Annotated in this window: 23 protein-coding genes and 1 pseudogene; 17 read left to right on the top strand and 7 right to left on the bottom strand. The window is 67.6% G+C overall.

The window, feature by feature from the left end; translation table 11 throughout:
• The 10 genes from OXF11_10320 to OXF11_10275 form a co-directional block, all read left to right on the top strand.
• Window positions 1-295: transcriptional repressor (locus tag OXF11_10320; GenBank protein MCY4487492.1), on the top strand; the 295-nt coding region annotated here is incomplete at its 5' end.
• A gap of 40 nt (window positions 296-335) precedes the next feature.
• The gene (locus OXF11_10315; GenBank protein MCY4487491.1) at window positions 336-1,202 is read left to right on the top strand and encodes an MBL fold metallo-hydrolase; all 867 of its coding nucleotides are present in this window, start codon (window positions 336-338) and stop codon (window positions 1,200-1,202) included.
• Between the two features lie 105 nt (window positions 1,203-1,307).
• The gene (gene metG / locus OXF11_10310) at window positions 1,308-1,637 is read left to right on the top strand and encodes a methionine--tRNA ligase subunit beta (protein MCY4487490.1); all 330 of its coding nucleotides are present in this window, start codon (window positions 1,308-1,310) and stop codon (window positions 1,635-1,637) included.
• A 9-nt stretch (window positions 1,638-1,646) separates the two neighbouring features.
• Window positions 1,647-2,783, top strand: a complete 1,137-nt coding sequence (gene alr / locus OXF11_10305) for an alanine racemase (protein MCY4487489.1) — start codon at window positions 1,647-1,649, stop codon at window positions 2,781-2,783.
• 135 nt (window positions 2,784-2,918) lie between these two features.
• The gene (purH, locus tag OXF11_10300) at window positions 2,919-4,493 is read left to right on the top strand and encodes a bifunctional phosphoribosylaminoimidazolecarboxamide formyltransferase/IMP cyclohydrolase (protein MCY4487488.1); all 1,575 of its coding nucleotides are present in this window, start codon (window positions 2,919-2,921) and stop codon (window positions 4,491-4,493) included.
• Between the two features lie 433 nt (window positions 4,494-4,926).
• Window positions 4,927-6,198 (top strand): phosphoribosylamine--glycine ligase, encoded by a 1,272-nt coding sequence (gene purD / locus OXF11_10295; protein MCY4487487.1) that lies wholly within the window; start codon window positions 4,927-4,929, stop codon window positions 6,196-6,198.
• Between the two features lie 134 nt (window positions 6,199-6,332).
• Entirely contained in the window at window positions 6,333-6,845 is a 513-nt protein-coding gene (purE, locus tag OXF11_10290; GenBank protein MCY4487486.1) for a 5-(carboxyamino)imidazole ribonucleotide mutase, read from the top strand.
• A gap of 13 nt (window positions 6,846-6,858) precedes the next feature.
• Window positions 6,859-8,163 carry a DUF1015 domain-containing protein gene (locus tag OXF11_10285; GenBank protein ID MCY4487485.1) on the top strand — a complete coding sequence of 435 codons (1,305 nt, stop codon included), beginning with the start codon at window positions 6,859-6,861 and terminating at the stop codon, window positions 8,161-8,163.
• An 88-nt stretch (window positions 8,164-8,251) separates the two neighbouring features.
• On the top strand, window positions 8,252-9,247 hold the full coding sequence (locus OXF11_10280; protein ID MCY4487484.1) for an ABC transporter substrate-binding protein: 996 nt from the start codon (window positions 8,252-8,254) through the stop codon (window positions 9,245-9,247).
• Window positions 9,248-9,448: 201 nt separating this feature from the next.
• The gene (locus OXF11_10275) at window positions 9,449-9,889 is read left to right on the top strand and encodes a TIGR03668 family PPOX class F420-dependent oxidoreductase (GenBank protein MCY4487483.1); all 441 of its coding nucleotides are present in this window, start codon (window positions 9,449-9,451) and stop codon (window positions 9,887-9,889) included.
• 12 nt (window positions 9,890-9,901) lie between these two features.
• On the opposite strand, the gene OXF11_10270 is transcribed toward OXF11_10275, so the two are convergent.
• Window positions 9,902-10,486 (bottom strand): glutathione S-transferase, encoded by a 585-nt coding sequence (locus OXF11_10270; GenBank protein ID MCY4487482.1) that lies wholly within the window; start codon window positions 10,484-10,486, stop codon window positions 9,902-9,904.
• A 156-nt stretch (window positions 10,487-10,642) separates the two neighbouring features.
• Here OXF11_10270 and OXF11_10265 point away from each other — a divergent pair, with 156 nt between their 5' ends.
• From OXF11_10265 to OXF11_10245, 5 genes are all read left to right on the top strand, one after another.
• The gene (locus tag OXF11_10265; GenBank protein ID MCY4487481.1) at window positions 10,643-12,091 is read left to right on the top strand and encodes a biotin carboxyl carrier protein; all 1,449 of its coding nucleotides are present in this window, start codon (window positions 10,643-10,645) and stop codon (window positions 12,089-12,091) included.
• Window positions 12,092-12,127: 36 nt separating this feature from the next.
• Window positions 12,128-13,204: a cupin domain-containing protein gene (locus tag OXF11_10260; protein ID MCY4487480.1), complete on the top strand. Its 1,077-nt coding sequence runs from the start codon at window positions 12,128-12,130 to the stop codon at window positions 13,202-13,204.
• Window positions 13,205-13,294: 90 nt separating this feature from the next.
• Window positions 13,295-13,531 (top strand): hypothetical protein, encoded by a 237-nt coding sequence (locus OXF11_10255; GenBank protein ID MCY4487479.1) that lies wholly within the window; start codon window positions 13,295-13,297, stop codon window positions 13,529-13,531.
• Window positions 13,532-13,721: 190 nt separating this feature from the next.
• A complete protein-coding gene (locus OXF11_10250) occupies window positions 13,722-13,964 on the top strand; it encodes a helix-turn-helix transcriptional regulator (GenBank protein MCY4487478.1) in 243 nt (80 codons plus the stop codon).
• Window positions 13,961-15,217 carry a type II toxin-antitoxin system HipA family toxin gene (locus OXF11_10245; protein MCY4487477.1) on the top strand — a complete coding sequence of 419 codons (1,257 nt, stop codon included), beginning with the start codon at window positions 13,961-13,963 and terminating at the stop codon, window positions 15,215-15,217. The genes OXF11_10250 and OXF11_10245 overlap by 4 nt, the downstream gene beginning before the upstream one ends.
• A 327-nt stretch (window positions 15,218-15,544) precedes the next feature.
• Here OXF11_10245 and OXF11_10240 read toward each other — a convergent pair.
• The 6 genes and pseudogenes from OXF11_10240 to recO all read right to left on the bottom strand — a co-directional run bounded on the left by OXF11_10240 (window position 15,545) and on the right by recO (window position 23,686).
• Window positions 15,545-15,643 (bottom strand): annotated as a pseudogene (locus OXF11_10240) (prepilin-type N-terminal cleavage/methylation domain-containing protein).
• Window positions 15,644-15,757: 114 nt separating this feature from the next.
• The gene (locus tag OXF11_10235) at window positions 15,758-16,978 is read right to left on the bottom strand and encodes a type II secretion system F family protein (protein ID MCY4487476.1); all 1,221 of its coding nucleotides are present in this window, start codon (window positions 16,976-16,978) and stop codon (window positions 15,758-15,760) included.
• Window positions 16,979-16,982: 4 nt separating this feature from the next.
• Window positions 16,983-18,689 (bottom strand): ATPase, T2SS/T4P/T4SS family, encoded by a 1,707-nt coding sequence (locus OXF11_10230; protein ID MCY4487475.1) that lies wholly within the window; start codon window positions 18,687-18,689, stop codon window positions 16,983-16,985.
• Between the two features lie 172 nt (window positions 18,690-18,861).
• Window positions 18,862-21,573, bottom strand: a complete 2,712-nt coding sequence (ppdK, locus tag OXF11_10225; protein MCY4487474.1) for a pyruvate, phosphate dikinase — start codon at window positions 21,571-21,573, stop codon at window positions 18,862-18,864.
• On the bottom strand, window positions 21,573-22,892 hold the full coding sequence (locus OXF11_10220) for a glycine--tRNA ligase (GenBank protein MCY4487473.1): 1,320 nt from the start codon (window positions 22,890-22,892) through the stop codon (window positions 21,573-21,575). Before OXF11_10220 ends, ppdK begins: the two co-directional genes overlap by 1 nt.
• 20 nt (window positions 22,893-22,912) lie before the next feature.
• Complete coding sequence (gene recO, locus OXF11_10215) at window positions 22,913-23,686, bottom strand: DNA repair protein RecO (protein MCY4487472.1); 774 nt, start codon at window positions 23,684-23,686, stop codon at window positions 22,913-22,915.
• A gap of 253 nt (window positions 23,687-23,939) precedes the next feature.
• Between recO and grpE the strand changes: the two genes are divergently transcribed.
• Both grpE and dnaK read left to right on the top strand, forming a co-directional pair.
• On the top strand, window positions 23,940-24,563 hold the full coding sequence (grpE, locus tag OXF11_10210; GenBank protein MCY4487471.1) for a nucleotide exchange factor GrpE: 624 nt from the start codon (window positions 23,940-23,942) through the stop codon (window positions 24,561-24,563).
• A gap of 42 nt (window positions 24,564-24,605) precedes the next feature.
• Window positions 24,606-26,522 (top strand): molecular chaperone DnaK, encoded by a 1,917-nt coding sequence (gene dnaK, locus OXF11_10205; protein MCY4487470.1) that lies wholly within the window; start codon window positions 24,606-24,608, stop codon window positions 26,520-26,522.
• The last annotated feature ends 3 nt before the right edge of the window (window positions 26,523-26,525 follow it).

The following is a 26,525-nucleotide window of genomic DNA, read 5'->3' as shown; positions in this document are numbered from 1 at the left end:
GATCTACGAACGGGTCCGAAGGGAAGTTCCGCACATCAGCCTTGGTACGGTCTACCGAAACCTTCAGAAACTGGCCGCCGACGGCAAGGTGCAGATCCTCAACATCGGACGGACGCAGCACTTCGATCCGATCTTGAATAAGCATCCACATTTTATTTGCGAAAGTTGCGGAAAGGTCTATGATGTCACCCTCGACCGTAGGGAAGAAGCTGAACCCTTCCTCTCGCCCGACACCGGTTTTACGGTGACCTCCCACCAGCTTTCTCTTTACGGGACGTGCGAGGCGTGCTCATAATGTCCGCGGATGTGAGCCGTGGGCCACTTGGGGAGGAGCCATGTCAAGACGCCACGTGACAGGCCTTGTGCTCGGGTTGGCGGTTCTGTTGTGCGCGCAGGCCGCCGGGGCCATCTGCAATCCCAACCTGGTGCGGTCCTTCGATTCGGCGCCCAACCTGGCCCGGGCTCTCGGCCCGCTGGCGAGCGTGTCCGCCAAGCCGGACATCGGCCTCGGCGAATATCACCTCCGCTGGTTCGGCCATTCGAGCTTCGCCATCCGTTCCGGCACCGGCACCCGGGTGGTGGCGGATCCCAACTTCGACGTCACGCCGGGGATCACCGCCGACGCGGTGACCGTGAGCAACGACCACTACACCCACAACAATACCGAGGCGGTGCGCGGGAATCCCCTGGTGCTGAGGGGCATTACGCTGGACCAGCGCTGGCAGCCGGTGCGCCGGAAGGTCAAGGACATCGTGGTGGTGAACCTGCCCAGCGCCCGCAACTACGACTTCACCCGCATCGCCAACTCGATCTTCGTCTTCGAGATGGGCAGCCTCTGTCTCGCCCACCTGGGCAACATCGGCCACCTGCTCACCGAGAAACAGGAGAAGCTGCTGCGCCGGGTAGACGTTATGATGATTCCCATCGACGCGCGCAACAACCTGGGCTTCAGTGACCTCGTCAAGGTCATCGGGCAGGTCAAGCCGCCCATCGTGCTGCCGATGCACTACGACAACCCGCACCAGGCCGAATACTTCGCGTCCCACCTCGACGGCCGCTACCCGGTGCGCCCGCAAGCCGATTCCCGGCTCGTGCTCACGCGCAAGATGCTGCCCAAGAGCACAGAGCTGTTCGTCCTGCCGCACCCCAACCCCAACGCCACGAGGCGGCGCTGGTGGGGCGGCTGGGACGACGACCGGTAACGATTCCGGCCACACGCCGCGCCCGGCCCGGCAACTCTCCGACGACTCGCGCCTCCGCAACCTCTGGTTGGGAAGGCCGGGGTTTGTTATCCTCGGACCACCCCTATGGACAGCACCATCACCATCGACGACTTCCGCAACCTGGATCTGCGCATCGGCACGGTCACCAGCGCCGAACCCCATCCCAACGCCGACCGGCTCATGGTGCTCAAGGTGGACCTGGGCTCGGAGGAGCGCCAACTCGTGGCCGGCATCCGCGGCCACTACAGCGCGGAGGACCTCACGGGGCGGCAACTCGTGGTGGTGGCGAATCTCAAGCCCGCGAAGCTGAGGGGCATCGAGAGCCAGGGCATGATCCTGGCCGCATCCGCCGACGACCAACTCGTCATCCTGACGCCGGAACAGCCCATCAAGCCCGGCGCCAAGGTTTCCTGACACGCACGAGTGTCCTCCATCGACAAAGCCGCGGGTACCTGTTGTGTGGTGGATCTGGCGGCCTTGCGCGCGAACCTCGGCACGGCGCGCCGTCTGGCAGGTCCCGGCGTTGCGATACTTGCCGTCGTGAAGGCGGACGCCTACGGCCACGGCGACCTCGAAACCGCGCGGGTCCTGCGCGAGGAAGGCGTGAGCCACCTCGGGGTCGCCGACGTGGCGGAAGGCGCGCGGCTGCGTGAGGCCGGCATCGATGCCGCCATCGTCGTCCTGGGAAGCGTCTATCCCGAAGATGCCGCGCGGCTGGCGCGGCACTCCCTGACCCCGGTGGTGCCGAATCCCGACCTCCTCCGGCACCTCGACGCCCACGGCGCCAAACACGGCATCGAGATCCCCTGCCACCTCAAGCTGGACACGGGCATGGGGCGGCTGGGACTCCTGTCCGAGGCGATCGAGGAATGGCTGCCGGAGCTGGACAAGCTCCAGGCGGTCCAGCTCAAGGGCGTCATGTCCCACTTCGCCTCGGCCGAGGAACCGGCGTCGCCGTCGTGCCGCGGGCAACTCTGTGCCTTCCGGCAAGCGTTGGAGCGCATGCGCGCGGCGGGGCACCGCCCCGCGCTGGCGCACATGGCCAACAGCGCCGCCCTCATGGGGCTGCCCGAAGCCCGTTTCGAGATGGTCCGCCCCGGCGGCATGCTCTACGGCATCTACTCGCACCCTCCCCTGGCCGAGCGCGTGCCGCTGGCCCCGGCGCTTACGTGGAAGACCGGGGTGCTGCAGCTCAAGACGCTGCCGAAACACTCCCCCGTGAGCTACGGCGGCACCTTCGTCACTCGCCGCAAGAGCGTCATCGCGACGCTGCCCGTGGGCTACGCGGACGGCTACAAACGCTCTCTGTCCAACAAGGCCGCAGTGCTGATCCGGGGCCGGCGCGCCCCCGTCGTGGGCCGCGTCACCATGGACCTGACGATGGTGGACGTGACCGACATCGCCGGCGTGGAGACGGGGGACGAGGTGGTGTTGCTGGGAAGACAGGGAGGCGAGGCCATCTCCGCCGAAGAGATGGCCGGCTGGGCGGACACCATCTCCTACGAGATCCTCACGTCCATCAGCCCGAGAATCCCGCGCCAGTACATAAATCGGGCATAATCAGGTACATGTATATCGGCTCCACCCACTTCGACATGATACGGCAGGAAGAGGTCCTCGAACGGCTCAACGCGCTGACGCCGTGAGGGCCTCGCGTTATCCGGAACATCCAAAACAGGAAGGAACAAGGCACCCGTGGGCAAGATCCAGAGAGCACTGATCAGCGTATCCGACAAGGATGGCATCGTGGATTTCGCCGGCAGGCTGGCCGGGTTGGGCATCGAGATCCTGTCCACCGGAGGGACCGCCTCGCTGCTGCGGCAGCAGGGCGTCGACGTCACCGAGGTGGCGGACGTCACCGGGTTCCCGGAGATCATGGACGGCCGGGTCAAGACCCTCCATCCGAAGATCCACGGCGGCATCCTCGCGTTGCGGGACAAGCCCGAGCACCGCGCGCAGATGGAGGAATTGGGCATCGACGCCATCGACATGGTGGTGGTGAACCTGTACCCGTTCGAGGCCACGGTGGCCCGGCAGGCACCGTTCGACGAGATCATCGAGCAGATCGACATCGGCGGCCCCGCCATGATCCGTTCCGCGGCCAAGAACCATCCGCACGTGGCCGTGGTGGTGGAGCCGTCGGACTACGCGGCGGTGGTGGAGGAACTGGCGGCGGGCGACGGCGAGCTTTCAGCGGACACACGCTTCCGGCTGGCGTGCCGGGCCTTCCACCACACGGCGCGCTACGACGGCGCCATCTCCAACTACCTGAGCCGTCTCGACGGGGACCGGCAGGCCGGTCCGTGGGGTGAAAAGCTCAACCTCCAGCTCACCCGGCTGCAGGAGCTGCGCTACGGGGAGAACCCGCACCAGAGCGCGGCCTTCTACGGCCACGGCGACGACGCCGTCCCGTCGGTGGCGCGGGCGACGCAGATCCAGGGCAAGCAGCTCTCGTTCAACAACATCCTGGACGCGGACGCCGCGCTGAGCACCGTGCTGGACTTCACCGAGACCACCGCCGTGGCCATCAAGCACACCAACCCGTGCGGCCTCGCCACCTCGGACGTCTCGCTGGCGGACGCCTTCCGCAAGGCCAAGGCCGGCGACCCCGTGTCCATCTTCGGCGGCGTCATCGCGCTCAACCGCCCGGTGGACGCGGAGACCGCGGAGGAGCTGAAACAGATCTTCCTGGAGATCGTCATCGCGCCCTCGTTCACGCCCGAGGCCCGGGAGATCCTGTCCTCGGCCAAGCGGCTGCTCAACATCCGCCTGCTGGAGATCGACATGACCCCGGCCGTGGACACGGCCCACGACCTGCGCCGGGTCCACGGCGGCGTGCTGGTGCAGGACTGGGACCACAAGCCCATCGACGTGCGCGAATGCAAGGTGGTGACCGAGCGGCAGCCCACCGACGACGAGTTCAAGGCCTTGGGCTTCGCCTGGCGCGTGTGCCACCACGTCAAGTCCAACGCCATCGTCTTCACCTCCAGCGGCCAGTTGCTGGGCGTAGGCGCCGGCCAGATGAGCCGGGTGGATTCCGCCCAACTCGCCGTCACCCGCGCCAAGACCCACGGCCTCGACCTGGCGGGCTCCGTGGTAGCCTCCGACGCCTTCTACCCCTTCCGCGACGGCGTCGACGCCGCCGCCGAGGCGGGCGCCAAGGCCGTCATCCAGCCGGGCGGCTCCATCCGCGACGAAGAAGTCATCGCCGCCGCCAACGAGCACGGCCTGGCCATGGTGTTCACGGGCATCCGGCACTTCCGGCACTAGACCGCTCACTCCGGCCTCCCTGCTCCGTCTTTCCGGCGAAACCGGCTGTGGTAAAACCCCGCTTGCACAAGAATCGGCACCAACGCCCCGAATCGTCATTCCCGCGACAGCGGCTGCGGCAAACCGTCGCCCGGACAAGAACTGGCGCCACCCCCCCGGAACGTCATTCCCGCGGAAGCAGGAATCCAGGGGCGGCGAGGCGGAGAAACGCCGCTGCAGTGCCCCACCACCCCCCCTGGATTCCCGCTTCCGCGGGAATGACGTTCCGGGGGGGCTCTGCCTCATCAGTCTTGACGCAGCCTGGAAAGCGGGAATCCAGGGACGGGGAGGGGCAAACGGGCGTATACCCCGGCTTTCCCCTGAATTACCTGTTCCGCGGGAATGACGTTCCGTTACGCAGGCGCGTTGTGAGCAGGTCGGCACGGCGGAAGCCATGAGAATCCTCGTCATCGGCAGTGGCGGGCGTGAACACGCGCTGGTGTGGAAGCTGCGACAGAGCCCGCAAGTGGAGCGGCTTTACTGCGCGCCCGGCAACGACGGCATGGACCGGCAGGCGGAGCGGGTGGACATCGGCGCGGGCGAGATCGAGAAGCTGGCGGACTTCGCCGCGCGGGAGGCGATCGATCTCACGGTGGTGGGACCGGAGCAGCCGCTGGTGGCGGGCATCGCCGACCTGTTCGAAAGCCGGGGCCTCAAGGTGTTCGGACCCAGCCGGGAGGCGGCGCGGCTCGAGGGCAGCAAGGCCTTCGCCAAGGAGCTGATGCTGGAGAGCGGCATCCCCACGGCGGCGTGCGCGGTGTTCTCCGACGTTGAACAAGCCCGGAAGTACGTCGCCCACGACCGACCCTGCGTGGTCAAGGCCGACGGCCTGGCCGCGGGCAAGGGTGTGATCCTGTGCTCCGGCAGGGCCGAAGCGGAAGCGGCCCTGGACGCCGTCATGGGGCGCAAGGTCTTCGGCGCGGCCGGCGAGCGGGTGGTCGTCGAGGAGTTGCTCGTCGGCGAGGAAGCCTCGTTCATGGCCCTGATGGACGGCGACGACTTCCTGCCGCTGGCGTCGGCCCAGGACCACAAGCGCGTCTTCGACGGCGACGAGGGACCCAACACCGGCGGCATGGGGGCGTACTCGCCGGCCCCGGTGGTGGACGCGGCGGTGCACGACGCCGTGGTGGAGCGGGTGCTCAAGCCGCTGGCGGCCGGACTCAAGCGCCGCGGCCTGGTGTATCGCGGGGTCCTTTACGCCGGCCTCATGATCACCGAGGACGGTCCCAAGGTGCTGGAGTTCAACTGCCGCTTCGGCGACCCGGAATGCCAGCCCATCATGATGCGCCTGAAATCCGACCTCGCGTCGCTGCTCATGGCCACCGCCGAGGGCCGCTTGCGGGAAGCGGTCGCGGAATGGTCCGATCAGGCGGCGGTGTGCATCGTGCTGGCGTCCGGCGGCTATCCGGGCGAGTATCGAACGGGTATGGGGATAGCGGGGCTGGACGCGCTCGACGCCTGGGAACGGGGATACGCCTTCCACGCCGGCACCACCCGCCGGGAAACCGGCTGGCACACGGCCGGCGGCCGCGTGCTGGGCGTGACCGCGTTGGGAGACACCATTGCCTCGGCCACAAGGGAGGCTTATGAAGGTGTGGACAGAATCTCCTGGGAAGGCATGCACTGCCGCCGGGACATCGCCCGGCGCGCGATGGAGCGCGGCTGAGGCGACGCTCTCCGCCCGGGGAAGAGGTCGAAGTGAAGGGGCCCTCGGCCCGCGCAGGGCGCATTAGAGAAGCGAAAACCGGAACGTAACGGACGGAACCTGTATAACGACAAAACCGAAGAAGGAGACGGACAGTGACGGATCAGAATCCGAAGGTCGCGATACTGATGGGCAGCGATTCCGACGTGGAGGTCATGAAGGAGGCCGCGACGCGGCTGGAGTCCTTCGGCATCCCCTACGAGATGCACATATCCTCGGCGCACCGCTCGCCGGAACGGACCCACGCCTACGCCAAGGGCGCGGCGGACCGGGGCATCGAGGCGTTCATCGTGGGCGCGGGCGCGGCGGCGCACCTGGCGGGGGTGGTGGCGGCGGTCACCACGCTGCCGGTCATCGGCGTGCCGCTGAGCGCGTCGGCGCTGGACGGCATGGACGCGCTGCTGGCGACGGTGCAGATGCCCGCGGGCGTGCCGGTGGCGACCATGGCCATCGGCAAGGGCGGCGCCGCCAACGCGGGTATCTTCGCGGCCCAGATCATCGCGCGGAAGGACCCGGAGCTGTCAGCCAAGCTGGCCCGCTTCAAGGAGGAGCTGGCCGCCGGCGTGGAGGCCAGGGACGCCAAGCTTCAGGAAAGCCTGAAGGCGTAGGCGGGAACGCGCAATGGCCAAGATTTTTCCCTTCCGAGGGCTCACCTACAACCCCGGCAAGGCCGGCGATTTGTCCAGCGTGATGGCGCCGCCCTACGACGTCATCTCTCCCGAGCACCAGGCGGAGCTCTACGCGCGTTCGCCGCGCAACGTGGTGCGCATCGACTTCAGCCGCGACGCGGATCCCTACTCCACGGTGCCGGAGCGCTTCCGGGAGTGGCAGGACGAGGGCACGCTGGTGCCGGAGGATGCCCCGGCCATCTACTACCTGAGCCAGGAGTACCGGCTGGCGGACGGCGTGACGCGGGAGCGGCGCGGCTTCATCGCGCTGGCCGCCATCGAGGACTTCGGCGACGGCGCCATCCACGGGCACGAGGCCACCCTGGCCGAGCCCAGGGAGGACCGCCTGAAGCTGATGCTGGCGTGCGACGCCCAGTTCAGCTCCATCCTGGCGCTCTACAACGACGAGAAGCCCACCCTCACCGACGCGCTGCGCGAGCACGTGCGCTCGCACAAGCCCAAGGTCGAGGCGGAGCTGGGCGAGTTCGGCACCTCCCGGCTGTGGGCGGTCACCGACCCGGGGCTCATCGGCATGGTGCGGGAGGCGCTGCGGGAGCAGGCGGTCTTCATCGCGGACGGACACCACCGCTACGAGGCCGCCGGCAACTACCGGCGCCGGCGCCTGGCGGAACGGCCCGGCGCCACCGGCGACGAGGGATTCAACCGGGTGATGATGTACTTCGCCAACCTGAACGAGGAAGGCGTGGTGATCCTGCCCACCCACCGGCTGGTGCGCGAGATGCCTCCGGTGGGCGCGGCGGAGCTGGAGGAGAAGCTCCGGCGGTACTTCCAGGTGGAGGCATTTTCCAGGGATGCCGGCGGGCGGAGGCGGTTCCTGGAGACCCTCGAACAGCCCAAGGACGGCGAGCGCGTGCTCGGAGCGGCCTTCAAGGACGATGCGCGCTACCTGGCGCTGCGGCCCGGGGACGGAGCGGCGATGGCGCAACTGGCGCCGGACATGAGCCCCGAGCTGCGCGGGCTGGACGTGACCACCCTGCACGTGCTGCTGATGGAGCACGTGCTCGGGGTGTCCACCCGCGACGCCGTCAACACCGACGCCGTGGCGTACACCCACGACGCCGAGGAGGCGCTGGCCGAGGCGGAAGCGGGCCGCTGCCAGGCGGCCCTCATCCTGAACCCGCCCACCGCCGGCGAAATGATCGCGGTCTCGCTCAAGGGCGAGAAGATGCCGCAGAAGTCCACCTACTTTTTCCCCAAGCTCGTCACCGGCCTGGTGATCCACAAGGTGGAGGATTGACGATGGAACCCGCGCCGGGACGTTCCGGCCGCACCGGCGGCGAGTTCCGGCGGATCGACGTGCGCACGAACGCGCAAGGAAAACCATTATGTCCAAATTGCATCTGACGCTGGCGTGCGGCGACTACGACCGCACCAAGACCCTGCAGGACGGCTCGCTGAGCCCCGACGGCATCGCGCTCAACTACCTGCCGCTGGAGGCCGAGGAAATCTTCTGGCGCATGGGCCACCACCAGGAGTTCCACGCCTCGGAGATGTCGCTGTCCAACTACATCACCATGACGTCCCGCGGCGAGAGCCCGTTCATCGCCATCCCGGTCTATCCGTCGCGCTATTTCCGCCACTCCTGCGTGTTCATCAACACCGACCGGGGCCTCGACAAGCCCGAGGACCTGAGCGGCAAGCGCATCGGCGTGGCGGAGTACGCCATGACCGCGGCGGTATGGATCCGCGGTTTCATGAGCGACGACCACGGGATCAAGGCCAGCGACGTCCAGTGGTTCACCGGCGGCCAGGAAGTGCCCGGACGGAAGGAGCGCATCGAGCTGCGGCTGCCGCCGGAGATCAAGGTGCAGCCCATCCCGCAGGACCGCACCCTGAACGACATGCTGAACAAAGGCGAGCTCGACGCCCTGGTCAGCGCGCGCATCCCGTCGTGCTACAGCGCCGGCGCGCCGCACATCCGCCGCCTGTTCCCCGACTTCAAGTCCGTGGAGATCGACTACTACCGGCGCACCCAGCTCTTCCCCATCATGCACACCGTGGTGATCCGCAAGGACGTGTACGAGGCCAACCCCTGGGTCGCCCGGAGCCTCTACACCGCCTTCTGCCAGTCCAAGGACGACGCCTTCGCGCGCATGAACATCAACAACACCATGGCCAGCACCCTCCCCTGGCTCCAGGCAGAAATCGCCCTCCTCCGCGACGTCTTCGGCGACGACTGGTGGCCCTACGGCATCGAGCCCAACCGCCACGTCATCGAGTCCCTCATCCGCTACATGGGCGAACAGGGTTTGCTGGCGGAAAAGATCCCGACCGTGGAGGATCTGTTCGCGCCGTCGCTGATCGGGGATTACAGGTTGTAGGCTTCGCAGCCTTCAAAGGGACGAAGACGTGCGCGGACCCCAGGTACGTCATTCCCGCCCCCTTCCGTCATTGATAGTCATTCCCGCGAAAGCGGGAATCCAGGGGCGGTGGAGGGGCGTCGCGGTCGTGCATCCCCCGCCCCACCCCTCCTGGATTCCCGCTTTCGCGGGAATGACTATCAATGACGGAAGGGGGCGGGAATGAAGAAATCGGGCACCGCCATGACTCGCAAGGAAGCCGCGTTCATTCGCCAAGCCCGCGTTGGCCACCTGGCCACGGTGGACGAGCGCGGCCAGCCGCTCAACGTCCCCTTCTGCTTCGCCTTCGACGGCGAGTGCCTGTACTCACCCATCGACGAGAAGCCCAAGGCCGCCACGCTGCGGGAACTCAAGCGGATCCGCAACATCCGCGCCAATCCCCGCGTATCCGTAGTGGTCCACCACTACGAAGACGAGGACTGGTCGCGTCTGGCCCACATCATCATTCAGGGCGAAGCGTGCGTCGTCACGGAGGGAGACGCTCACCGCAGGGCCGTCCGGCTGTTGCGCCGGAAATACTCCCAGTACCGCGCCATGGCCCTGGATGAACGGCCCGTCATTCAGATCCGGGTTGTCCGTTGCATCCGTTGGGGTAGGGTCTGACGACGCAGAGCCCTACGCCACCTCCTTCATCGACGACACGCCCGTGGCCTTCATCATGCGCTCCAGGAAGTGGTGCACGTGGGTGTACCCAGCGTCGATCTCGCGGTCCAGGGCGGTGTAGAGGTAGTGGAGTTGGGCGTAGATGGAGATGTCGGCGAGGGTCATGCGGCCGAAGATGAAGTCCTTGCCGGAGTAGAGCAGGTCGAGGTTCTCCAGGTGGACCGCCAGCCCCTCCTCGGCCTGCTTCACCTCGTCGTCGTTCTGGGCCCGGCGGAACGCCATGACGGCGCCGTTGAGGTCCTCGTCGGCCCAGTCCTCCAGCATCAGGCACAGCCCCTTGTCCGAGGGGTTGTCCGGGTAGATGGTGGGCTCGGGGACTTGCTCCTCCCAGTACTTGGCCAGGATGGTGGAATCCTGGACGCACCGGCCGTCGATGTCCATGGTGGGGACCTTGCGCTGGTTGGAGAACGCGATCAGCGATTCGCGGTTGTCGGCGCGTACGTCCACGACGTCGTAGGGAACCTTCTTCATGGTCAAGACGACGCGGAGCTTCTCGCAGAACATCGAATTTTTCGAGTTGAAAAGCCTGTTTGCCATGGGGATGCCTCCTTGTGCCGCTTGAGCGGCGGGTAACCTTTGTCCGTTGTTCTTGCCCTTGTCCCTTGTTCTTGCGGACCGCCCGACGGGCGGTTCCTCCACATAGAACGTCGCCGCTCGTGCGTCAACTGACCGGTTTGTGCTAGGCTGTCGCCCATGAGCGAGATCCATTTCGTGGACACCACGTTGCGCGACGGGCAGATGAGCCTGTGGGCCACGCGCATGCGCACGGGCATGATGCTGCCCATCGCCGAGCGCATGGACGAGGCGGGCTTCGACGCCATGGAGCTCATGTCCAGCATCTTCTTGAAGAAGCTGGCCCGGGACCTCCGGGAGGACCCGTTCGAGCGGCTGCGGCTGATGGCGGCGAAGATGCCCAACACGCCGCTGCGCATGACCTCAGGGCGCTTCAACGCCTTCGAGGTGACGCCCTTCTCCCTGTACCAGCTCTACCTCGAACGCATGCGCGCCAACGGCATGCGCCAGGCGCGCATCTCGGACGAGTGGAACGACTTCGAGGGCTGGCGCAACAAGGTCAAGACGGCCAAGGAAGCCGGGCTCGAGCCCATCATCAACCTGATCTACTCGGTGTCGCCCAAGCACACCGACGCGTACTACGCGGAGCGGGCGCGCCAGGCGGCGACCCTGGACCTGTCGCGCATCTGCCTCAAGGACCCGGGCGGCCTCATCACCCCGGACCGGGTGCGCACCCTGGTGCCGCTGGTGCTGGAGAACGTCAACGGCATCCCGGTGGAGTTCCACACCCACTGCACCACCGGGCTGGGGCCGCTGTGCTGCGTGGAGGCCATCAAGCTCGGCATCACCATCGTGAACACGGCGATCCCGCCGCTGGCCAACGCCTCGTCCAACCCGTCGCTGTTCAACGTCGCCGCCAACGCCCGCGCTTTGGGGCACACCACCGCGGTGGACGAGGAGCCGCTGCACGCGGTGTCGGAGCACTTCACCGGCATCGCCGGGCAGGAGGGCCTGCCGCTCGGGCGGCCGGTGGAATACGACCACGGCCAGTACCTCCACCAGGTGCCCGGCGGCATGTATTCCAACCTGCGCCACCAACTGGAGAAGGTGGGCCTGGAGCACAAGTTCCAGGAGGCGTTGGAAGAGTGCGGCCGGGTGCGCGAGGAGTTCGCCTATCCCATCATGGTGACGCCGCTGTCCCAGTTCGTGGGCAGCCAGGCGGCCATCAACGTCATCGTGGGCGCGCGCTACACCCAGGTCACCGACCAGAGCATCCTCTACGCCCTGGGGCTGTGGGGCGAGGAAGGCAGCCGCCTCATGGACCCGGAGGTCAAGGACAATATCCTCGACCGGCCGCGCGCCCGGGAGCTGGCCAAGTGGCAGCCGCCGCAGCCGTCCATCGCCGAGATCCGCAAGGGCTTCGAGCCCGGCCTCTCGGACGACGACCTGCTGCTGCGCTGGCTCATCACCAAGGACGAGTTCAACGCCATGCGCGCCGCCGGGCCGGCGACTCCGTACACCGGCAACGGCGTGCTCGGCCTGCTAAAGAACCTGCGCGGCAACAAGGCCAACCACGTGTACATCCAGAAACCGGGGTTGAAGCTGGCGCTGCAGGGGTCGGCGAGTTGAGGACGCTTTGAGCACGCTGGCGCCGGGAGGCATCCCATGAGCACGAACACGGAAACCGAGGCATTCTACCGGGAAGTGGACGAGAAGCACCTGGTGCCGCTGTGGAACATCACCCAGGACGCCCTGACGGCCGAGCCGCGGTCCCCGGTGAAGGCGCACATGTGGCGCTGGGCGGACCTGCGCCGGCTCGCCCACACCGCGGGGGACCTCGTACCCATCGAGCGCGGCGGCGAACGGCGTGTCCTGGGGCTGGTGAACCCGGGACTGGGCGGCAAGCCCGCGGCTACCCGGACGCTGTGGGCGGCGGTGCAGATCGTCAAGCCGGGAGAGATCGCGCCCTGCCACCGGCACTCCCCGTCGGCCATCCGCTTCATCATCGAGGGCGACCGCACCTACACCAACCTGAACGGCGACAAGTGCGTCATGAGCCGCGGCGACCTGGTGCTCACGCCCAACTGGGACTGGCACGACCACGGCTGCGAGTCGGACGATCCCATGATCTGGATGGACGGACTCGACCTGCCGCTGGTGGGAGACCTGGACGCCACCTTCTTCGAGATGTACCCGGACCACCGCTTCCCCATCTCCCATGTCAACGAGTCCGAGCGAAAGTACGGCGTCACGCACCTGCGCCCCACGTGGGAAAAACCGCCGGAGGACCGCTCGCCGCTGCTCAACTTCAAGTGGGAGCCCACCTACGACGCGCTGCAACGCATCGGCGAGGGCCCGGCCAGCCCCCACGACGACGTCTGCTTCGAGTACCTGAACCCGAACACCGGCGGCCCGGTGCTGACCACCATAAGCTGCACCATCCAGAAGATCCGGCCCGGCGTGCGCACCCAGGCGCACCGGCAGGTGCAGAGCTCCGTCTACCTGGCCTTCTCGGGCAAGGGCTATTCGGTGATCAACGGCGAGCGCTTCGACTGGGAGGACGGCGACTTCTTCGTGGTGCCGCCCTGGGCATGGCACGAGCACGCCAACGAAACCGACGGCGAAGCGCTGCTGTTCGCCATCCACGACACCCCGGTGATGAAGGCGCTTGGCCTGTACCGCGAGGAAAGCTATACAGAGAATGACGGCCACCAGGAGATCACCGGCAGCTTCGAAGCCTGATTCCCGCTTAAGCGGGAATGACGTTCGGCTTCGCGGGTTTCGGCACGGCTTGGTAACCCGGTATCCTGAAACGCAGAAAGACCCGTAAGCATGGCGAAGTATCTTGAATGCAGTCAGTGCGGCAAGCTGGCCTTCTACTACGACGGCTACGTCGGCACCGAGAAACCGTTCTACCTCAAGAACATGATCTATCCGGACGGCAGCCAACCGAAAACACCCCGCTGCATCAACTGCAACGACGTGCCGCGGCTGCTCTTCGACTTCATCAAGGAAGACAAGACCCCCCTCCCCACACGCGCGCCCGCCGAGGAAACCGCGTCCGAGTGAATCATCTGAAACTCGCGGAGACTTCCCGAGCGGGAATACTCCCCGCCACCACACAGGATTCCGCCAAGAATTTCCCGATCGGGTAGCCGTAGGGTTGTCCGCAGCCTGTGGCAAGTATGGGTTCCCGTTCGGGAAGTTTTGCTTGACGAATACGGCAATTCTCGCTAAGTTTCCCGTGCGGTAAATTCCCATGCCTGCTCGAAGCCTCACCCCCGCGGATATCGGCGACATCGTGCGCAACGCGCGCAAGGCGGCCGGCCTGCGACAGTTCGAGCTTGCCGGGACCGCCGGCGTGGGCGTGCGCTTCATCGTGGACCTCGAAGCCGGCAAGCCCACCGCGCAGATGGGCAAGGCCCTCCAGGTCCTGCGAGCCCTCGGATGCACCTTCGACATCACGCCGCCGCCCGAACCCAAGGGAAGGCGAATCCCGTGAGCCCCGCTCTCGACGTTTGGTGGGACGGCGCGGTCGTCGGCCGGCTCGCGCAAGACCGCCACGGCGAGTTGGGTTTCGTCTATTCACCCGACTGGCTTCAACGTGAAGACGCCCCGGCCTTGTCGGCCTCTTTGCCCAAGCGCCCGGAGCCGTATTCCCGCCGCGAATGCCGACCGTTCTTCGGCGGCCTCCTCCCGGAAGAAGGCCAGCGCCAAGCGGTGGCGAGGGCGCTCGGCGTCTCCGGCGGCAACGACTTCGCGCTTCTCGACAAGCTCGGCGGCGACGTTGCCGGCGCCCTGCAACTCCTGCCTCCTGGAGAGCTGCCTCGGCCCGCTGGTGCGGTTCACCCGAGACTCCTTGATGAAGCCGGTCTGATGGATCGGCTCGATGCGCTCTCGACGCGTCCGCTACTGGCCGGCGAAGAGGGTCTGCGGCTGTCGCTGGCCGGCTCCCAGACGAAGGTCCCCGTGGTCCTTGTCGACGGCGAGGTCGCGTTGCCCTCGCCCGGACAACCCACCACCCACATCCTCAAGCCGTCGATTCCGCGTTTCCCCGGCACCACCGAGAACGAAGCCTTCGTCATGGGTCTCGCGGCGGCGGCCGGGCTGGCCGTCGCACCAGTCGAACCCCGCTCGGTGCGGCACCGCACGTTCCTGCTGGTTTCGCGTTATGACCGAGCCGCCAGCGCCGACGGCCGCGTACGGCGCATCCATCAGGAAGACTTCTGCCAAGCCCTCGCCATCAACCCCGAACGGAAATACTCGGCCGAGGGGGGCCCCACTCTCAAGGACTGCTTCGCGTTGCTGCGCCGGGTAGCGTTGCGTCCCGCCGTGGACGTCCTGAAGCTGCTCGACGCCGTAATCTTCAACCTGATCGTCGGGAACGCCGACGCCCACGGCAAGAACTTCTCGATCCTGTACGACGAGGACGGTCCGCGTCTGGCACCGCTCTACGACCTGTTGGCCACGGTCGCGTACCCCGAACTCTCGCCCGGGATGGCCATGAAGATAGGCAGACGGTCGACGCTGGACGCGATGGACCGCAGGGCCTGGGCCGCGTTCGCGGCTGACGCGACCCTCGGCCTCCCGCTGATTCGCCGCCGGGTCGCCGAGATCGGCGAGGCCGTGAAGACCCACGCGGCGGAAGTCGCCAACGGGCTCATGGAACCGGGACTGGACGCAAACGTCCTGTCATGGATAGCCGAAATGGCCGCCATCAGGGCGTCACGGTGCATGCTCACCATACGGCAGTGACGCCGATTTTTCGGGACCACCTCAGCCACACCTTCCCTACGGCGCGCAGTTCACCAGGGTGACCTGGCCGGTGGCTTGGTCGTAGGTGGCGACGCCCGTGTCTACGCCGCACCCTTCGTCGACGGTGGCGGTGACGACGAAGGTGGTCTCGTCGGCGGCGGTGACGGCGGGGGGGATGTTGGCGCTCTGCGTGTAGCCTAAGGCGCCGAGGGCGGCGGGGTCATCGGCGTAGGTGTTGTTGTCGAGGAAGTAGGCCTCCTGGGCCAGGGCCATGTTGCGGACGTTGGCCTGGGCGTCGGCGTCGAAGCCTTTGCGGCGGTAGGCGCCGAACTGCGGGATGGCCACCGCGGCAAGAATGCCGATGATGGCGATGACCACCAGCAGCTCGATGAGGGTGAAGCCGGCGATCCGCCCGAGGGCTCGCATTCGCGGCTTCGCCGCCCGCGCCTCGCTCGCGCCATCCTGGGCGCTCGCCGCGATGGGGTTGCCGGTCTTGATGATTTCTACGTCGCTGAACGTGTTCATCCGTGAACTCCTTCCTCAGTGAACCATGCCGCCCATCTGAAAGATGGGCAGGTACATGGAGATGACGATGCCTCCGAGTACGACGCCGAGAACGATCATAAGCGCCGGCTCCATGAGCGTGGTGAGCCGCGTCACCGCGCGGTCGACCTCTTCCTCGTAGAACGCCGCGACCCGGTTGAGCATGGTGTCGAGGGCGCCGACGCTCTCGCCCACGGCGACCATGTGACACACCATCGCGGGGAACAGCCCGCTGGCCGACAGCAGCTCGGCGAAGGTGCGGCCTCGTTCCAGCCCGTCGCGGGCCTCCAGGACGGCCCGCTCCAGGACCTTGTTGCCGGCGGTCCCGGCGGTGACGGTGAGGCTGTCGAGCAGGGTGACGCCGGAACGCAACAAGAGTCCGGTGTTATGGCTGAAGCGCGCGATGGCGGCCTTGCGCAGCAGGTCGCCGAGGAGCGGCAGGCGCAGCAGCCACCGGTGGACCGCGCGCAGGCCGCCCTCGGTGCGGCAGGCCGTGCGCAGGGCCAGCGGAACCGCCGCCAGACCGGCCAGGAGGAACAGGGCGTAGTCGTACACTCCCCGGCTCACGGCGATGGTCAGCTCGGTCAGCGGCGGCAGTGCCCGCCCCATGCCCTGGTAGATCTCCGCGAACACCGGAATCACGTACAGGAGCAGCACCGCCACCACCGCCGTGGCCACGGCGACGATGGCGGCGGGATAGACCATGGCGGTGCGCACCTTGCGCTTGAGCCGCGCGGAGCGCTCGATGAAGAGAGCGAGACGGGAGAGCACCTCGGCCAGGACGCCGCCATGCTCCCCCGCGGCCACCATGCGCACGAACATGGCGTCGAACAGGCGCGGGTGCCGCGCCATGGCGGCGGTCAGGGTCATGCCGTTGGACACGTCGAGGCGCAGGGCCTGGACCGCCTTGCGCACGGCGCTGTTCTCGGTCTGGTCGGCGAGCACTCCGAGGCAGTCGACGACGGGCACGCCGGCCTCGATCATGACCGCGAAGTTCCGCGCCAGCATGACGACGTCGTCGGCGCCCACCCGGGGCCCGAGCCCGGGAATGGCGATCTCCCGGCGGAGTCCGTTGCCCTTCTCCCGGATGCCGGAGGGGAGCGGCTGGATCCGGCGCCGGCGCAGCTCGGCCGCCACCGCGGCGGGATCCGCCGCCTCCATCTCGCCACGAAGCAGCCGCCCCTCGCGGTTCCTGCCCTGCCATCGGTACAGCGCCATTGGACTACCCGGCCGTGTCCGCGTCGGTCACGCGCAACGCCTCTTCGACGGTGGTGACCCCCTGCCCGACCTTGCCGACGGCGGCCTGGCGCAAGGTGCGCATGCCCTGTGCCACCGCCGAGGCCTTGAGCTCCGTCGCGGGCGCGCCGCCCAGGACCAGCCTCTGCAATTCCTCGGTCAAGGTCATCACCTCATAGATGGCCGCGCGCCCGCGGTAGCCCGTATGATGGCATTCCGGACAACCCGCCCCACGGCAGTCCTCGACGTCGCGCACCTCCTCCGCCCAAGCGCCCGAGGCCTTTGGCACGCCCTCCGGCGACGCCGCGCGCACTCGGCAGGCGTCGCACACCCGCCGCAGCAGGCGCTGGGCCGCCACCATGGTCACGGCCGAGGCGATGAGATAGGGCTCCACACCCATGTCCAGGAGCCGGTGCACGCTCGAAGGCGCATCGTTGGTGTGCAGGGTGGTGAGGACCAAGTGACCGGTGAGCGCGGCGTTGACCGCGATGCGCGCGGTCTCGGCATCCCGGATCTCCCCCACCATGAGGATGTCGGGGTCCTGGCGCAGGAACGCCCGCAGGCAGGCGGCGAACGTGAGCCCGATGTCGGCATGGGTCTGCACCTGATTGATTCCCGCCAGGTGGTACTCCACCGGGTCTTCGGCCGTGGAAATGTTGACGCCCGGCCGGTTCAGCTCCGAGAGCATGCCGTAGAGCGTGGTGGACTTGCCGCTGCCGGTGGGGCCGGTGAGCAGGATCATGCCCGCGGGCTTGCCCATGGCCCGTGTGAAGAGTTCCCGGTCGCGCGCATCGAGTCCCAACCCATCGAGGCTGGTCACGAGGTCGGACCGGTGCAGCAACCGCAGCACCACCTTCTCGCCGAACCGCGTCGGCAGGACCGAGACGCGCACGTCCACTTCGCCGCCGGCTCCTTCAAGCTTCAGGCGCCCGTCCTGGGGCAGGCGATGCTCGGCGATGTCGAGCCCGGACATCACCTTGATGCGGGAAGTCAACGCGTGCTTCACCTCGTGGCGCGGGGTCATGACTTCCCGCAGCACCCCGTCGATGCGGAAGCGCACGCGCACGCTGTCCTCGTAGGGTTCGATGTGGATGTCGCTGGCGCCGCGCGCCACCGCGTCCTTCATCAACGAATCCACCAGCGCCACCACGGTCGTGTCCGCGCCCGGCTCGGGGGTGCCCCGCGGCCGTCCCGTGGCCGGAGACGATGCGGCCGCCTCCCGACCGCCGCCGTCCGGTTTCCCTTCGCGCACGAGCGCGCCGCTGTCGGAGGCGCCGGAAAGCTGCCCGAGGAGGCGCTCGATGGTCGAGGGCCGCGCCAGCACCGTCCTCACGTCGTGGCCGGTCATGAAGCGGATCTCGTCAACCGCCGCGAGGTCCGTCGGATCGCTTACGGCCACATCCAGCACCGAACCCGTTCGGGCGAATGGAAGCAGTTGGTGTTTCCGCAACAGAGACAGTGGCAGCAGTCCGAACGCGCCCTCGTCCACGTCGGACGACGTCAGGCTTGTCTCCTCCAGCCCGAACCGTTCGCCCATGAACGCCATGAGCCGCCCCTCATCGGCGGTCCCCTCTCGCGCCAGCGCCGCTACCAGGCTACCGCCGTGGCGGCGCTGCGCCGACACGGCTTGGCCGCATGCCTCGCGCGTCACCACACCCGCCCGCACCAACATATCTCCCAGCGAAAGTTCCATGAGGATCCCCTCCCGCAGCCATTCGACGGTTCGGGGCGTTAGTGCCCCTTTCGGTTCGCGCCCCTACAGGCTGAATCGGCGGGCAGGTGGGAGACTATAGGGATGTCTGTTGTGAAGGATGAAAAAGGTCGCGGGGTAAAGGCAGCCGGCGGCGGGTTTACCGCCGACGGCTCTAACCCTTGTCGCGCAGTGCCGCGCGGGCGGCGGCGAGCTTGGCGATGGGCACGCGGTAGGGAGAGCAGCTCACGTAGTCGAGGCCCAGGTCGTGGCAGAAGCCGACGGACTTGGGGTCGCCGCCGTGCTCGCCGCAGATGCCCACGTCGAGGTCCGGGCGGGCGCCGCGGCCCTTCTCGACCCCGATGGCCATCAGCCTGCCGACGCCGGGCTCGTCGATGGTCACGAAGGGATCCTCGGGCAGGATGCCCTGGGCGACATAGTGGGGCAGGAACTTGCCGGCGTCGTCGCGCGACAGCCCCAGGCAGGTCTGGGTCAGGTCGTTGGTGCCGAAGGAGAAGAACTGCGCTTCCCGGGCGATCTCGTCCGCCACCAGGCAGGCGCGCGGCAGCTCGATCATGGTCCCCACGGCGTAGCGCACCTTGGCGCCGTAGCGCTCCATGGTGTCACGCGCCACGCGCTCGACGATCTCCCGCTGGAGGTGGAATTCCTCCAGCCCGCCCACCAGGGGGATCATCACCTCCGGGCGCGGGTCCCTGCCCTCCTTGCGCAACTCGCACGCCGCCTCGAAGATTGCCTGGACCTGCATTTCGGCGATTTCGGGGAACGAGATGGCCAGCCGGCAACCCCGGTGCCCGAGCATCGGGTTGGCCTCCCGCAGGGTCTCCACCTTCTCGCGCACGGTCTTGGGGCGGATGGACAGCACCTTGGCGAGGGCGGCGATGTCGGCGGTGGTCTGGGGCAGGAACTCGTGCAGGGGCGGATCCAGCAGCCGGATGGTCACCGGCAGCTTGTCCATGATGCCCAGGATCGCCTTGAAGTCGCCCCGCTGCATGGGCAGCAGCTTGGCCAGGGCCTTGCGCCGCCCCTCCTCGTCGTCGGCGAGAATCATCTCCCGTACGGCGTGGATGCGCTCCGCCTCGAAGAACATGTGCTCGGTGCGGCACAGGCCGATGCCCTCGGCGCCGAAATCCCGGCTGATACGCGCCTGCTCCGGCAGGTCGGCGTTGGTCTTGACGCCGAGCCGGCGGGTCTGGTCCACCCAGCGCATGAGCTTGGCGAAGCGCCGGTACGTGGGCGACCCGGCGGCCTCGCGGCTGCGGTCGAGCAGCACCCGCAGCACGTCGGAGGGATGGGTCTTGAGCTGCCCCAGGATGACCTCGCCGGTGCTGCCGTCCAGCGACAGCCAGTCTCCTTCCTTGAGCACGGCGCCGCCCAGGCGGGCCTCTCCCGCGCGGTAGTCCACGGCCAGGGCGTCGCAACCCACCACACACACCGTGCCGAGCTGCCGCGCCACCAGCGCGGCGTGGGAGGTCATGCCGCCACGCGCCGTGAGGATGCCCCGGGCCGCCTCGATGCCGCGGATGTCCTCCGGGCTGGTCTCCACCCGGCACAGGATCACGTCTTCCCCGCGGGCGCGCCGCGCCGCCGCGTCGGCGGCGTGGAACACGACCCGCCCCGTGGCCGCTCCCGGGCCAGCGGGAAGTCCCTGCCCCAGGACCCTGCCCCTCGCCTGGGCCCGCTCCTTCGCGGCCTGGTCGAAGACCGGCCGCAGGACCTGATTGAGGTGCTCGGGCTCGATGCGCCGCAGGGCCTCGTCACGGGTGATGAGCTTGGCGTCCGCCATGTCCACGGCGATGCGCACCGCGGCGAAGCCGGTGCGCTTGCCGGTGCGGGTCTGCAACAGCCAGAGCCGGCCGTCCTCGATGGTGAACTCCAGGTCCTGCATGTCGCGGTAGTGCGCTTCCAGGACCCCGGCGATGCGCTGCAGCTCGCGGTGGGCCTTGCGCTGCACGCCGGCCAGTTCGCTGATGGGCTGGGGCGTACGGATGCCGGCCACCACGTCCTCGCCCTGGGCGTTCATCAGGAACTCGCCGTAGAAACGCCGCTCGCCCGTGGCCGGATCGCGCGTGAAGACCACCCCGGTGCCGGAGGTGTCGCCCATGTTGCCGAACACCATGGCCTGGACGTTCACCGCCGTTCCCCAAGCGTCGGGGATGCCGTACATCTTCCGGTAGGCCACCGCGCGGTCGTTGTTCCAGGAGCCGAACACCGCGCCGATGGCGCCCCAGAGCTGCTCCAGCGGGTCCTCGGGAAAGCCCACGCCGCGCTCCCGCCGGATCTCGTCCTTGAACTGGTCCACCAGGTCCCGCAGGTCGTCGGCCGTCAGGGCGGTGTCGTCGGTCACGCCGCGCGCCTTCTTCTTGCGCTCCAGCAGCGTCTCGAACACGTCGTGGGCTTCGGCCTTGTCGGGCTTCATGCCCAGGACCACGTCGCCGTACATCTGCACGAAGCGGCGGTAGGAGTCGTACACGAAGCGCGCGTTGCCGGTGCGCTCGATCATGCCGGCCACGGTATCGTCGTTGAGTCCGAGATTGAGCACCGTATCCATCATGCCGGGCATGGACTCGCGCGCGCCCGAACGCACGGACACGAGCAGCGGGTTGCCGCCGTCGCCGAAACGCCGGCCCATGGTCTTCTCCACCCCCGCCATGGCGCGGGCCACTTCCCGCTCCAGGCCCGCGGGATAGGTGTTGTCGTGCTCGTCGAAGTGGTTGCAGACCGCGGTGGAGATGGTGAAGCCGGGCGGCACCGGCACGCCCAGACGGGTCATCTCGTGGAGGCCCGCGCCCTTGCCTCCCAGGACCTCGCGCATGGAGGCCCCGCCCATGGCCTTGCCCGCCCCGAACGAGTAGACGTGCCGCGCCATCAGCTCGCCCTCGTCCGCGGGTCCATGCGCCGCCGAATCTCTTCCACCAGCCGGTCCACGGGAATGCGCACCTGGGTCATGGCGTCGCGGTCGCGCAGGGTCACGGTCTGGTCCTTCAGGGTGTCGTGGTCCACGGTGATGCCGAAGGGGGTGCCGATCTCGTCCTGCCGGCGGTAGCGCCGCCCGATGGAGCCGGCCTGGTCATAGACCACCGGGAAGTGCTCCTTCAGGATGTCGCGGATCTCCTGCGCGCGCTCGGGGTGGCCTTCCTTCCGCAGCAGCGGGTAGACGCCCGCCTTGTACGGTGCCAGGCGCGGGTCCAGGCGCAGCACCACGCGGCGGTCGCCCTCCACCTCCTCCTCGTCGTAGGCGTCCACCAGGAACGCCAGCAGCGGCCGGTCCACGCCCGCGGAGGGCTCGATGACGTAGGGGATGTAGCGGCTGCGCGTGGCCTCGTCGAAGTAGGTCATGTCCTTGCCGCTGTACTCCATGTGCTGCTTCAGGTCGAAGTCGCTGCGGTTGGCGATGCCCTCCAGCTCGGACCAGCCGAACGGGAACTCGTACTCCACGTCCACGCACGCCTTGGCGTAATGCGCCAGCTCGTCGCCGCCGTGGGGGCGGATGCGCAGGTTCTCGGCGCGGATGCCGTTGTCCACGTACCACCGGAGACGCGCTTCCTGCCAGGACTGGAAGGCTTCCTCGTCCTCCCCCGGCTTGACGAAGTACTCGATCTCCATCTGCTCGAACTCGCGCGTGCGAAAGATGAAGTTGCCGGGGGTGATCTCGTTGCGGAAGCTCTTGCCGATCTGCGCAATGCCGAAGGGGAGCTTCTGGCGCGCGGTGTCGAGCACGTTCTGGAAGTTGACGAAGATGCCTTGGGCGGTCTCGGGCCGCAGGAACACGGTGCTGGCGGTGTCCTCCACCGGCCCCATGAAGGTCTTGAACATGAGGTTGAACTGGCGCGCCGCGGTAAGCTCGCCGCCACAGTCCGGGCACCCCGCCCCGTCCACGTGGTCCTCCCGGAAACGGTGGTGGCACACCTTGCACTCCACCAGCGGGTCCGAGAAGCCGGCCACGTGGCCCGAGGCCTCCCACACGCGTGGATGCATCAGGATGGACGCGTCCAGCCCCACCGTGTCGTTGCGCCCCGTCACCACCGCCTTCCACCACGCCTCCTTGACGTTGCGCTTGAGCTCCACGCCCACGGGCCCGTAGTCCCAGGTGCTGCCGATTCCCCCGTAAATCTCACTGGACGGAAAGATGAATCCTCTCCGCTTGCACAGATTGACGACCTTTTCCATCGTCGCGTGTTGGTTCATGGGTGCTGTGGTTCTCCTGTCTACCGGAACGGGCCGTCCAGGAAGGCCGCGGACTTGAGCTTCTTACTAATCTGGTACTGGATAAACAAGGGCATCAACGCGCGCGCCTCCCGCAAGGCCGGCTGGAGCGACGCCGGCGCCTCGCCTTCGGTCCAGCCGTGCCGCTGGATGTGGGTGAGCACGCCCAGCGCTTCCGCCGAGAGCGGCACCGCCTCCCGGCGATAGTCGCGGCAGGCGTGGCACAGGACGCCGCCGTCCGCCGGGCTGAAGCCCCAGCGGACGCTCCCCTGGCCGTTGTCGCCGCCGGGGCCGCGGCCGCATCGCTGGCACCGCTCGAGAAAGGGTTGAAACCCCGCGAACCGCAGCAGCGTCAGCTCGAAGGCCGTCAGGAACCCCGGCGAAGCCGCGTTCTCTTCCAGGAACCGGAGCCCGGCGCGCAGGTGGTCGAACAGCGACAGGCTGTCGTCGCCCTCCCGGGTCAACTCGTCCGTGATCTCCACGAGGTAGGAGGCGTACGCGATCTTGGCGAGGTCCCTGGCGATCGCCCGGAACACGTACACCCAGTCGCACGCGTGGACGAACGCCAGCGGGCTGTGCGGGCGCTCGTGAAAGCGCAACTGGACGAGCGTGAAGGGCTCCAGGACGTTCAGGAACCGCTTGCGGGAGCGCCTGGCTCCCTTGGCGATGCCCCGGATCTTGCCGAAATCCCGTGTCAGGAAAGAGACGATCTTGTCGGATTCGCCGTAAGCCCAGGACCGCAAAACGATGGCCGGGCTCGACCGTATCGCCGGCAACGCAACCCCCCGCGGCGCCCCGGCCGTTCGTCCCCTCCAGGCGCGCCGCACAAACGTCAAACTCCTGTCACGTATACACGAACCCCGCCAAAAAGTCGCGCGGAAACACCCACTTCCGCCCGTTCCGGCGTTTGATTCCGCCACCTTGACACGGCCCTGATCGGTGATTACCTTCTCACGGCCGTTGTCTCGGCGGATGCCCTACTGTATCCGCGGGCCGGTTTCCCAGGGCAGCCAAACAGCCGACGAACCCATGATGCAAGAAGAAAAGGACGAAACCGAAGCGGCCGTGGAGGGCGAGGCAACGGCGGACCAGACGGACGCCGGAGCAGCGGCCGACGACGCGGCGCCGGAGCCTTCCGAGGTCGAGCGCTTGACCGAGGAGCTGGCGGCGGCCAGGGAAGAGGCGCGGCGGCTGGAGGACCAGTTCCTGCGGCAGGCGGCGGAGACGGAAAATTACAAGAAGCGAGTGGCGCGCGAAAAGCAGGACGCCATCCGCTACGCCAACGAGTCGCTGGTGCGGGATCTTCTGCCGGTCATCGACGACCTCGAACGGGCGATGGAGCACGGCCTGACCGACGACAACGGACAGTCGCTGCTGGACGGCGTCGCCCTCGTGCACCGGAGCTGCCTCGAAGCGCTCCAGAAGCACGGCGTGATTCAGGTCACGGCCAAGGGCGAATCCTTCGACCCGGAGAAGCACGAGGCGTTCGCTCAGGTGGAGACCGCCGAGCACGCGGCCAACACGGTGGTGGACGAGGCCCATCGGGGCTACTACCTGAACGACCGGCTGCTGCGGCCGTCCCTGGTGAGCGTCGCCAAAACCCCTGCGAAACAGGCCGAAAACACGGTTGAAAACGACCCGGCCGATGATTAGATTCCACGTCGAAAGACATCGGAACGGCAAGGAGACCTGGAAATGGCAAAGGTCATAGGCATTGATCTCGGAACGACCAACTCGTGCGTCGCGATCATGGAGGGCAGCGAGCCCGAGGTGCTGACCAACGCGGAGGGAAGCCGCACGACCCCTTCGGTGGTGGCGTTTTCGGAGAGCGGCGAGCGGCTGCTGGGGCAGATCGCCCGGCGTCAGGCCATCACCAACCCCGAGAATACCGTATTCGCGGTGAAGCGCCTGATCGGGCGCGCGTTCGAGGACCCCATGGTGCAGAAGGCCGCGGCCGTCCTGCCCTACAAGCTCGCCCGCTCCGACAAGGGCGACACCTGGGTGACGAGCCGCGGCAAGAGCTACAGCCCGCCGGAGATCTCGGCCTTCATCCTGCAGAAGATGAAGCAGACCGCCGAGGACTACCTGGGCGAGCCCGTCACCGAGGCGGTCATCACCGTGCCGGCGTACTTCAGCGACAGCCAGCGGCAGGCCACCAAGGACGCCGGACGCATCGCCGGGCTCGACGTGAAGCGCATCATCAACGAACCCACCGCGGCGTCGCTGGCCTACGGGCTGGACAAGAAGACCGACGAGAAGGTCGCGGTGTTCGACCTGGGCGGCGGCACTTTCGATATCTCCATCCTGGAACTGGGCGACGGCGTCTTCGAGGTGAAGGCCACCAACGGCGACACCTTCCTGGGCGGCGAGGACTTCGACCAGCGCATCATCGACTACCTGGCCGACGAGTTCAAGAAAGACCAGGGAATCGACCTGCGCGGCGACCAGATGGCGCTGCAGCGCCTCAAGGAAGCGGCGGAAAAGGCCAAATGCGAGCTCTCCACCTCGGTGGAGACCGACATCAACCTGCCGTTCATCACCGCGGACCAGAGCGGCCCCAAGCACATGAGCATCAAGCTGTCGCGCTCGAAGCTCGAGGCCCTGTGCGCCGACCTCATCGACCGTACCGAGGGACCGTGCCGGCAGGCGCTGCAGGACGCCGGTTACTCCCCCGGCGACATCAACGAGGTCATCCTGGTGGGCGGCATGACGCGCATGCCGGCAGTGCAGGAGCGGGTGAAGAAGACCTTCGGCAAGGAGCCGCACAAGGGCGTGAACCCGGACGAGGTGGTGGCCATCGGCGCCGCCATCCAGGGGGGCGTGCTCACGGGCGACGTGAAGGACGTGCTGCTGCTCGACGTGACGCCGCTGTCCCTGGGCATCGAGACCCTGGGAGGCGTGTTCACCAAGCTGATCGAGCGCAACACCACCATCCCGACCAAGAAGAACCAGGTGTTCTCCACGGCCGCGGACAACCAGCCCTCGGTGACCATCAGCGTGCACCAGGGCGAGCGCGAGATGGCGCGGGACAACAAGCTTCTCGGCCAGTTCAACCTGGAGGGCATTCCGTCGGCCCCGCGCGGCCTGCCGCAGATCGACGTCACCTTCGACATCGACGCCAACGGCATCGTGCACGTGTCGGCCAAGGACCTGGGGACGAGCAAGGAGCAGTCCATCAAGATCACCGCGTCCAGCGGCCTCAGCGAGGACGAGATCCGCAACATGGTGAAGGACGCGGAAGTCCACGCCGAGGACGACAAGAACCGTAAGGAAGCGGCCGAGGCGCGCAACCAGCTCGACTCCCTGGTCTATTCCACGGAGAAGTCCCTGAACGAGTACGGCGACGACCTCGACGCCGAGGTCAAAACAGGCATCGAGGCGGCGCTGGAGAAGGCCAGGAAGGCGCTGGAGGGGGACGACGCCGCGGCCATGCGCGCGGCGTCGGAGGAGCTGAACCAGGCCTCCCACAAGCTGGCGGAAGCCATGTACGCCAAGGCGTCGCAGCAGCAGGCGCAGCAGGATCCCGGGCAGCAGACGCCGCCGCCGGGCGCCGACGGCGGCAAGCCCGACGACAACGTGGTGGACGCGGACTTCGAGGAGGTCAAGGAGTAGGCG

The organism is Deltaproteobacteria bacterium, from assembly GCA_026712905.1.
Taxonomy (GTDB): domain Bacteria; phylum Desulfobacterota; class Binatia; order UBA9968; family JAJDTQ01; genus JAJDTQ01.
The sequence above is the reverse complement of the archived record's forward strand: the minus strand, read 5'-3'. Positions and strand labels throughout refer to the sequence as shown.

What these genes read in the sequence shown, in the direction of transcription:
- OXF11_10315 (MCY4487491.1), top strand. Translation starts at nt 336, where the DNA reads ATGTCAAGACGCCACGTGACAGGCCTTGTGCTCGGGTTGGCGGTTCTG.
- metG (MCY4487490.1), top strand. Translation starts at nt 1,308, where the DNA reads ATGGACAGCACCATCACCATCGACGACTTCCGCAACCTGGATCTGCGC.
- purD (MCY4487487.1), top strand. Translation starts at nt 4,927, where the DNA reads ATGAGAATCCTCGTCATCGGCAGTGGCGGGCGTGAACACGCGCTGGTG.
- OXF11_10285 (MCY4487485.1), top strand. Translation starts at nt 6,859, where the DNA reads ATGGCCAAGATTTTTCCCTTCCGAGGGCTCACCTACAACCCCGGCAAG.
- OXF11_10280 (MCY4487484.1), top strand. Translation starts at nt 8,252, where the DNA reads ATGTCCAAATTGCATCTGACGCTGGCGTGCGGCGACTACGACCGCACC.
- OXF11_10275 (MCY4487483.1), top strand. Translation starts at nt 9,449, where the DNA reads ATGAAGAAATCGGGCACCGCCATGACTCGCAAGGAAGCCGCGTTCATT.
- OXF11_10270 (MCY4487482.1), bottom strand. Translation starts at nt 10,486, where the DNA reads ATGGCAAACAGGCTTTTCAACTCGAAAAATTCGATGTTCTGCGAGAAG.
- OXF11_10265 (MCY4487481.1), top strand. Translation starts at nt 10,643, where the DNA reads ATGAGCGAGATCCATTTCGTGGACACCACGTTGCGCGACGGGCAGATG.
- OXF11_10260 (MCY4487480.1), top strand. Translation starts at nt 12,128, where the DNA reads ATGAGCACGAACACGGAAACCGAGGCATTCTACCGGGAAGTGGACGAG.
- OXF11_10255 (MCY4487479.1), top strand. Translation starts at nt 13,295, where the DNA reads ATGGCGAAGTATCTTGAATGCAGTCAGTGCGGCAAGCTGGCCTTCTAC.
- OXF11_10250 (MCY4487478.1), top strand. Translation starts at nt 13,722, where the DNA reads ATGCCTGCTCGAAGCCTCACCCCCGCGGATATCGGCGACATCGTGCGC.
- OXF11_10235 (MCY4487476.1), bottom strand. Translation starts at nt 16,978, where the DNA reads ATGGCGCTGTACCGATGGCAGGGCAGGAACCGCGAGGGGCGGCTGCTT.
- OXF11_10230 (MCY4487475.1), bottom strand. Translation starts at nt 18,689, where the DNA reads ATGGAACTTTCGCTGGGAGATATGTTGGTGCGGGCGGGTGTGGTGACG.
- ppdK (MCY4487474.1), bottom strand. Translation starts at nt 21,573, where the DNA reads ATGGCGCGGCACGTCTACTCGTTCGGGGCGGGCAAGGCCATGGGCGGG.
- OXF11_10220 (MCY4487473.1), bottom strand. Translation starts at nt 22,892, where the DNA reads ATGAACCAACACGCGACGATGGAAAAGGTCGTCAATCTGTGCAAGCGG.
- grpE (MCY4487471.1), top strand. Translation starts at nt 23,940, where the DNA reads ATGATGCAAGAAGAAAAGGACGAAACCGAAGCGGCCGTGGAGGGCGAG.
- dnaK (MCY4487470.1), top strand. Translation starts at nt 24,606, where the DNA reads ATGGCAAAGGTCATAGGCATTGATCTCGGAACGACCAACTCGTGCGTC.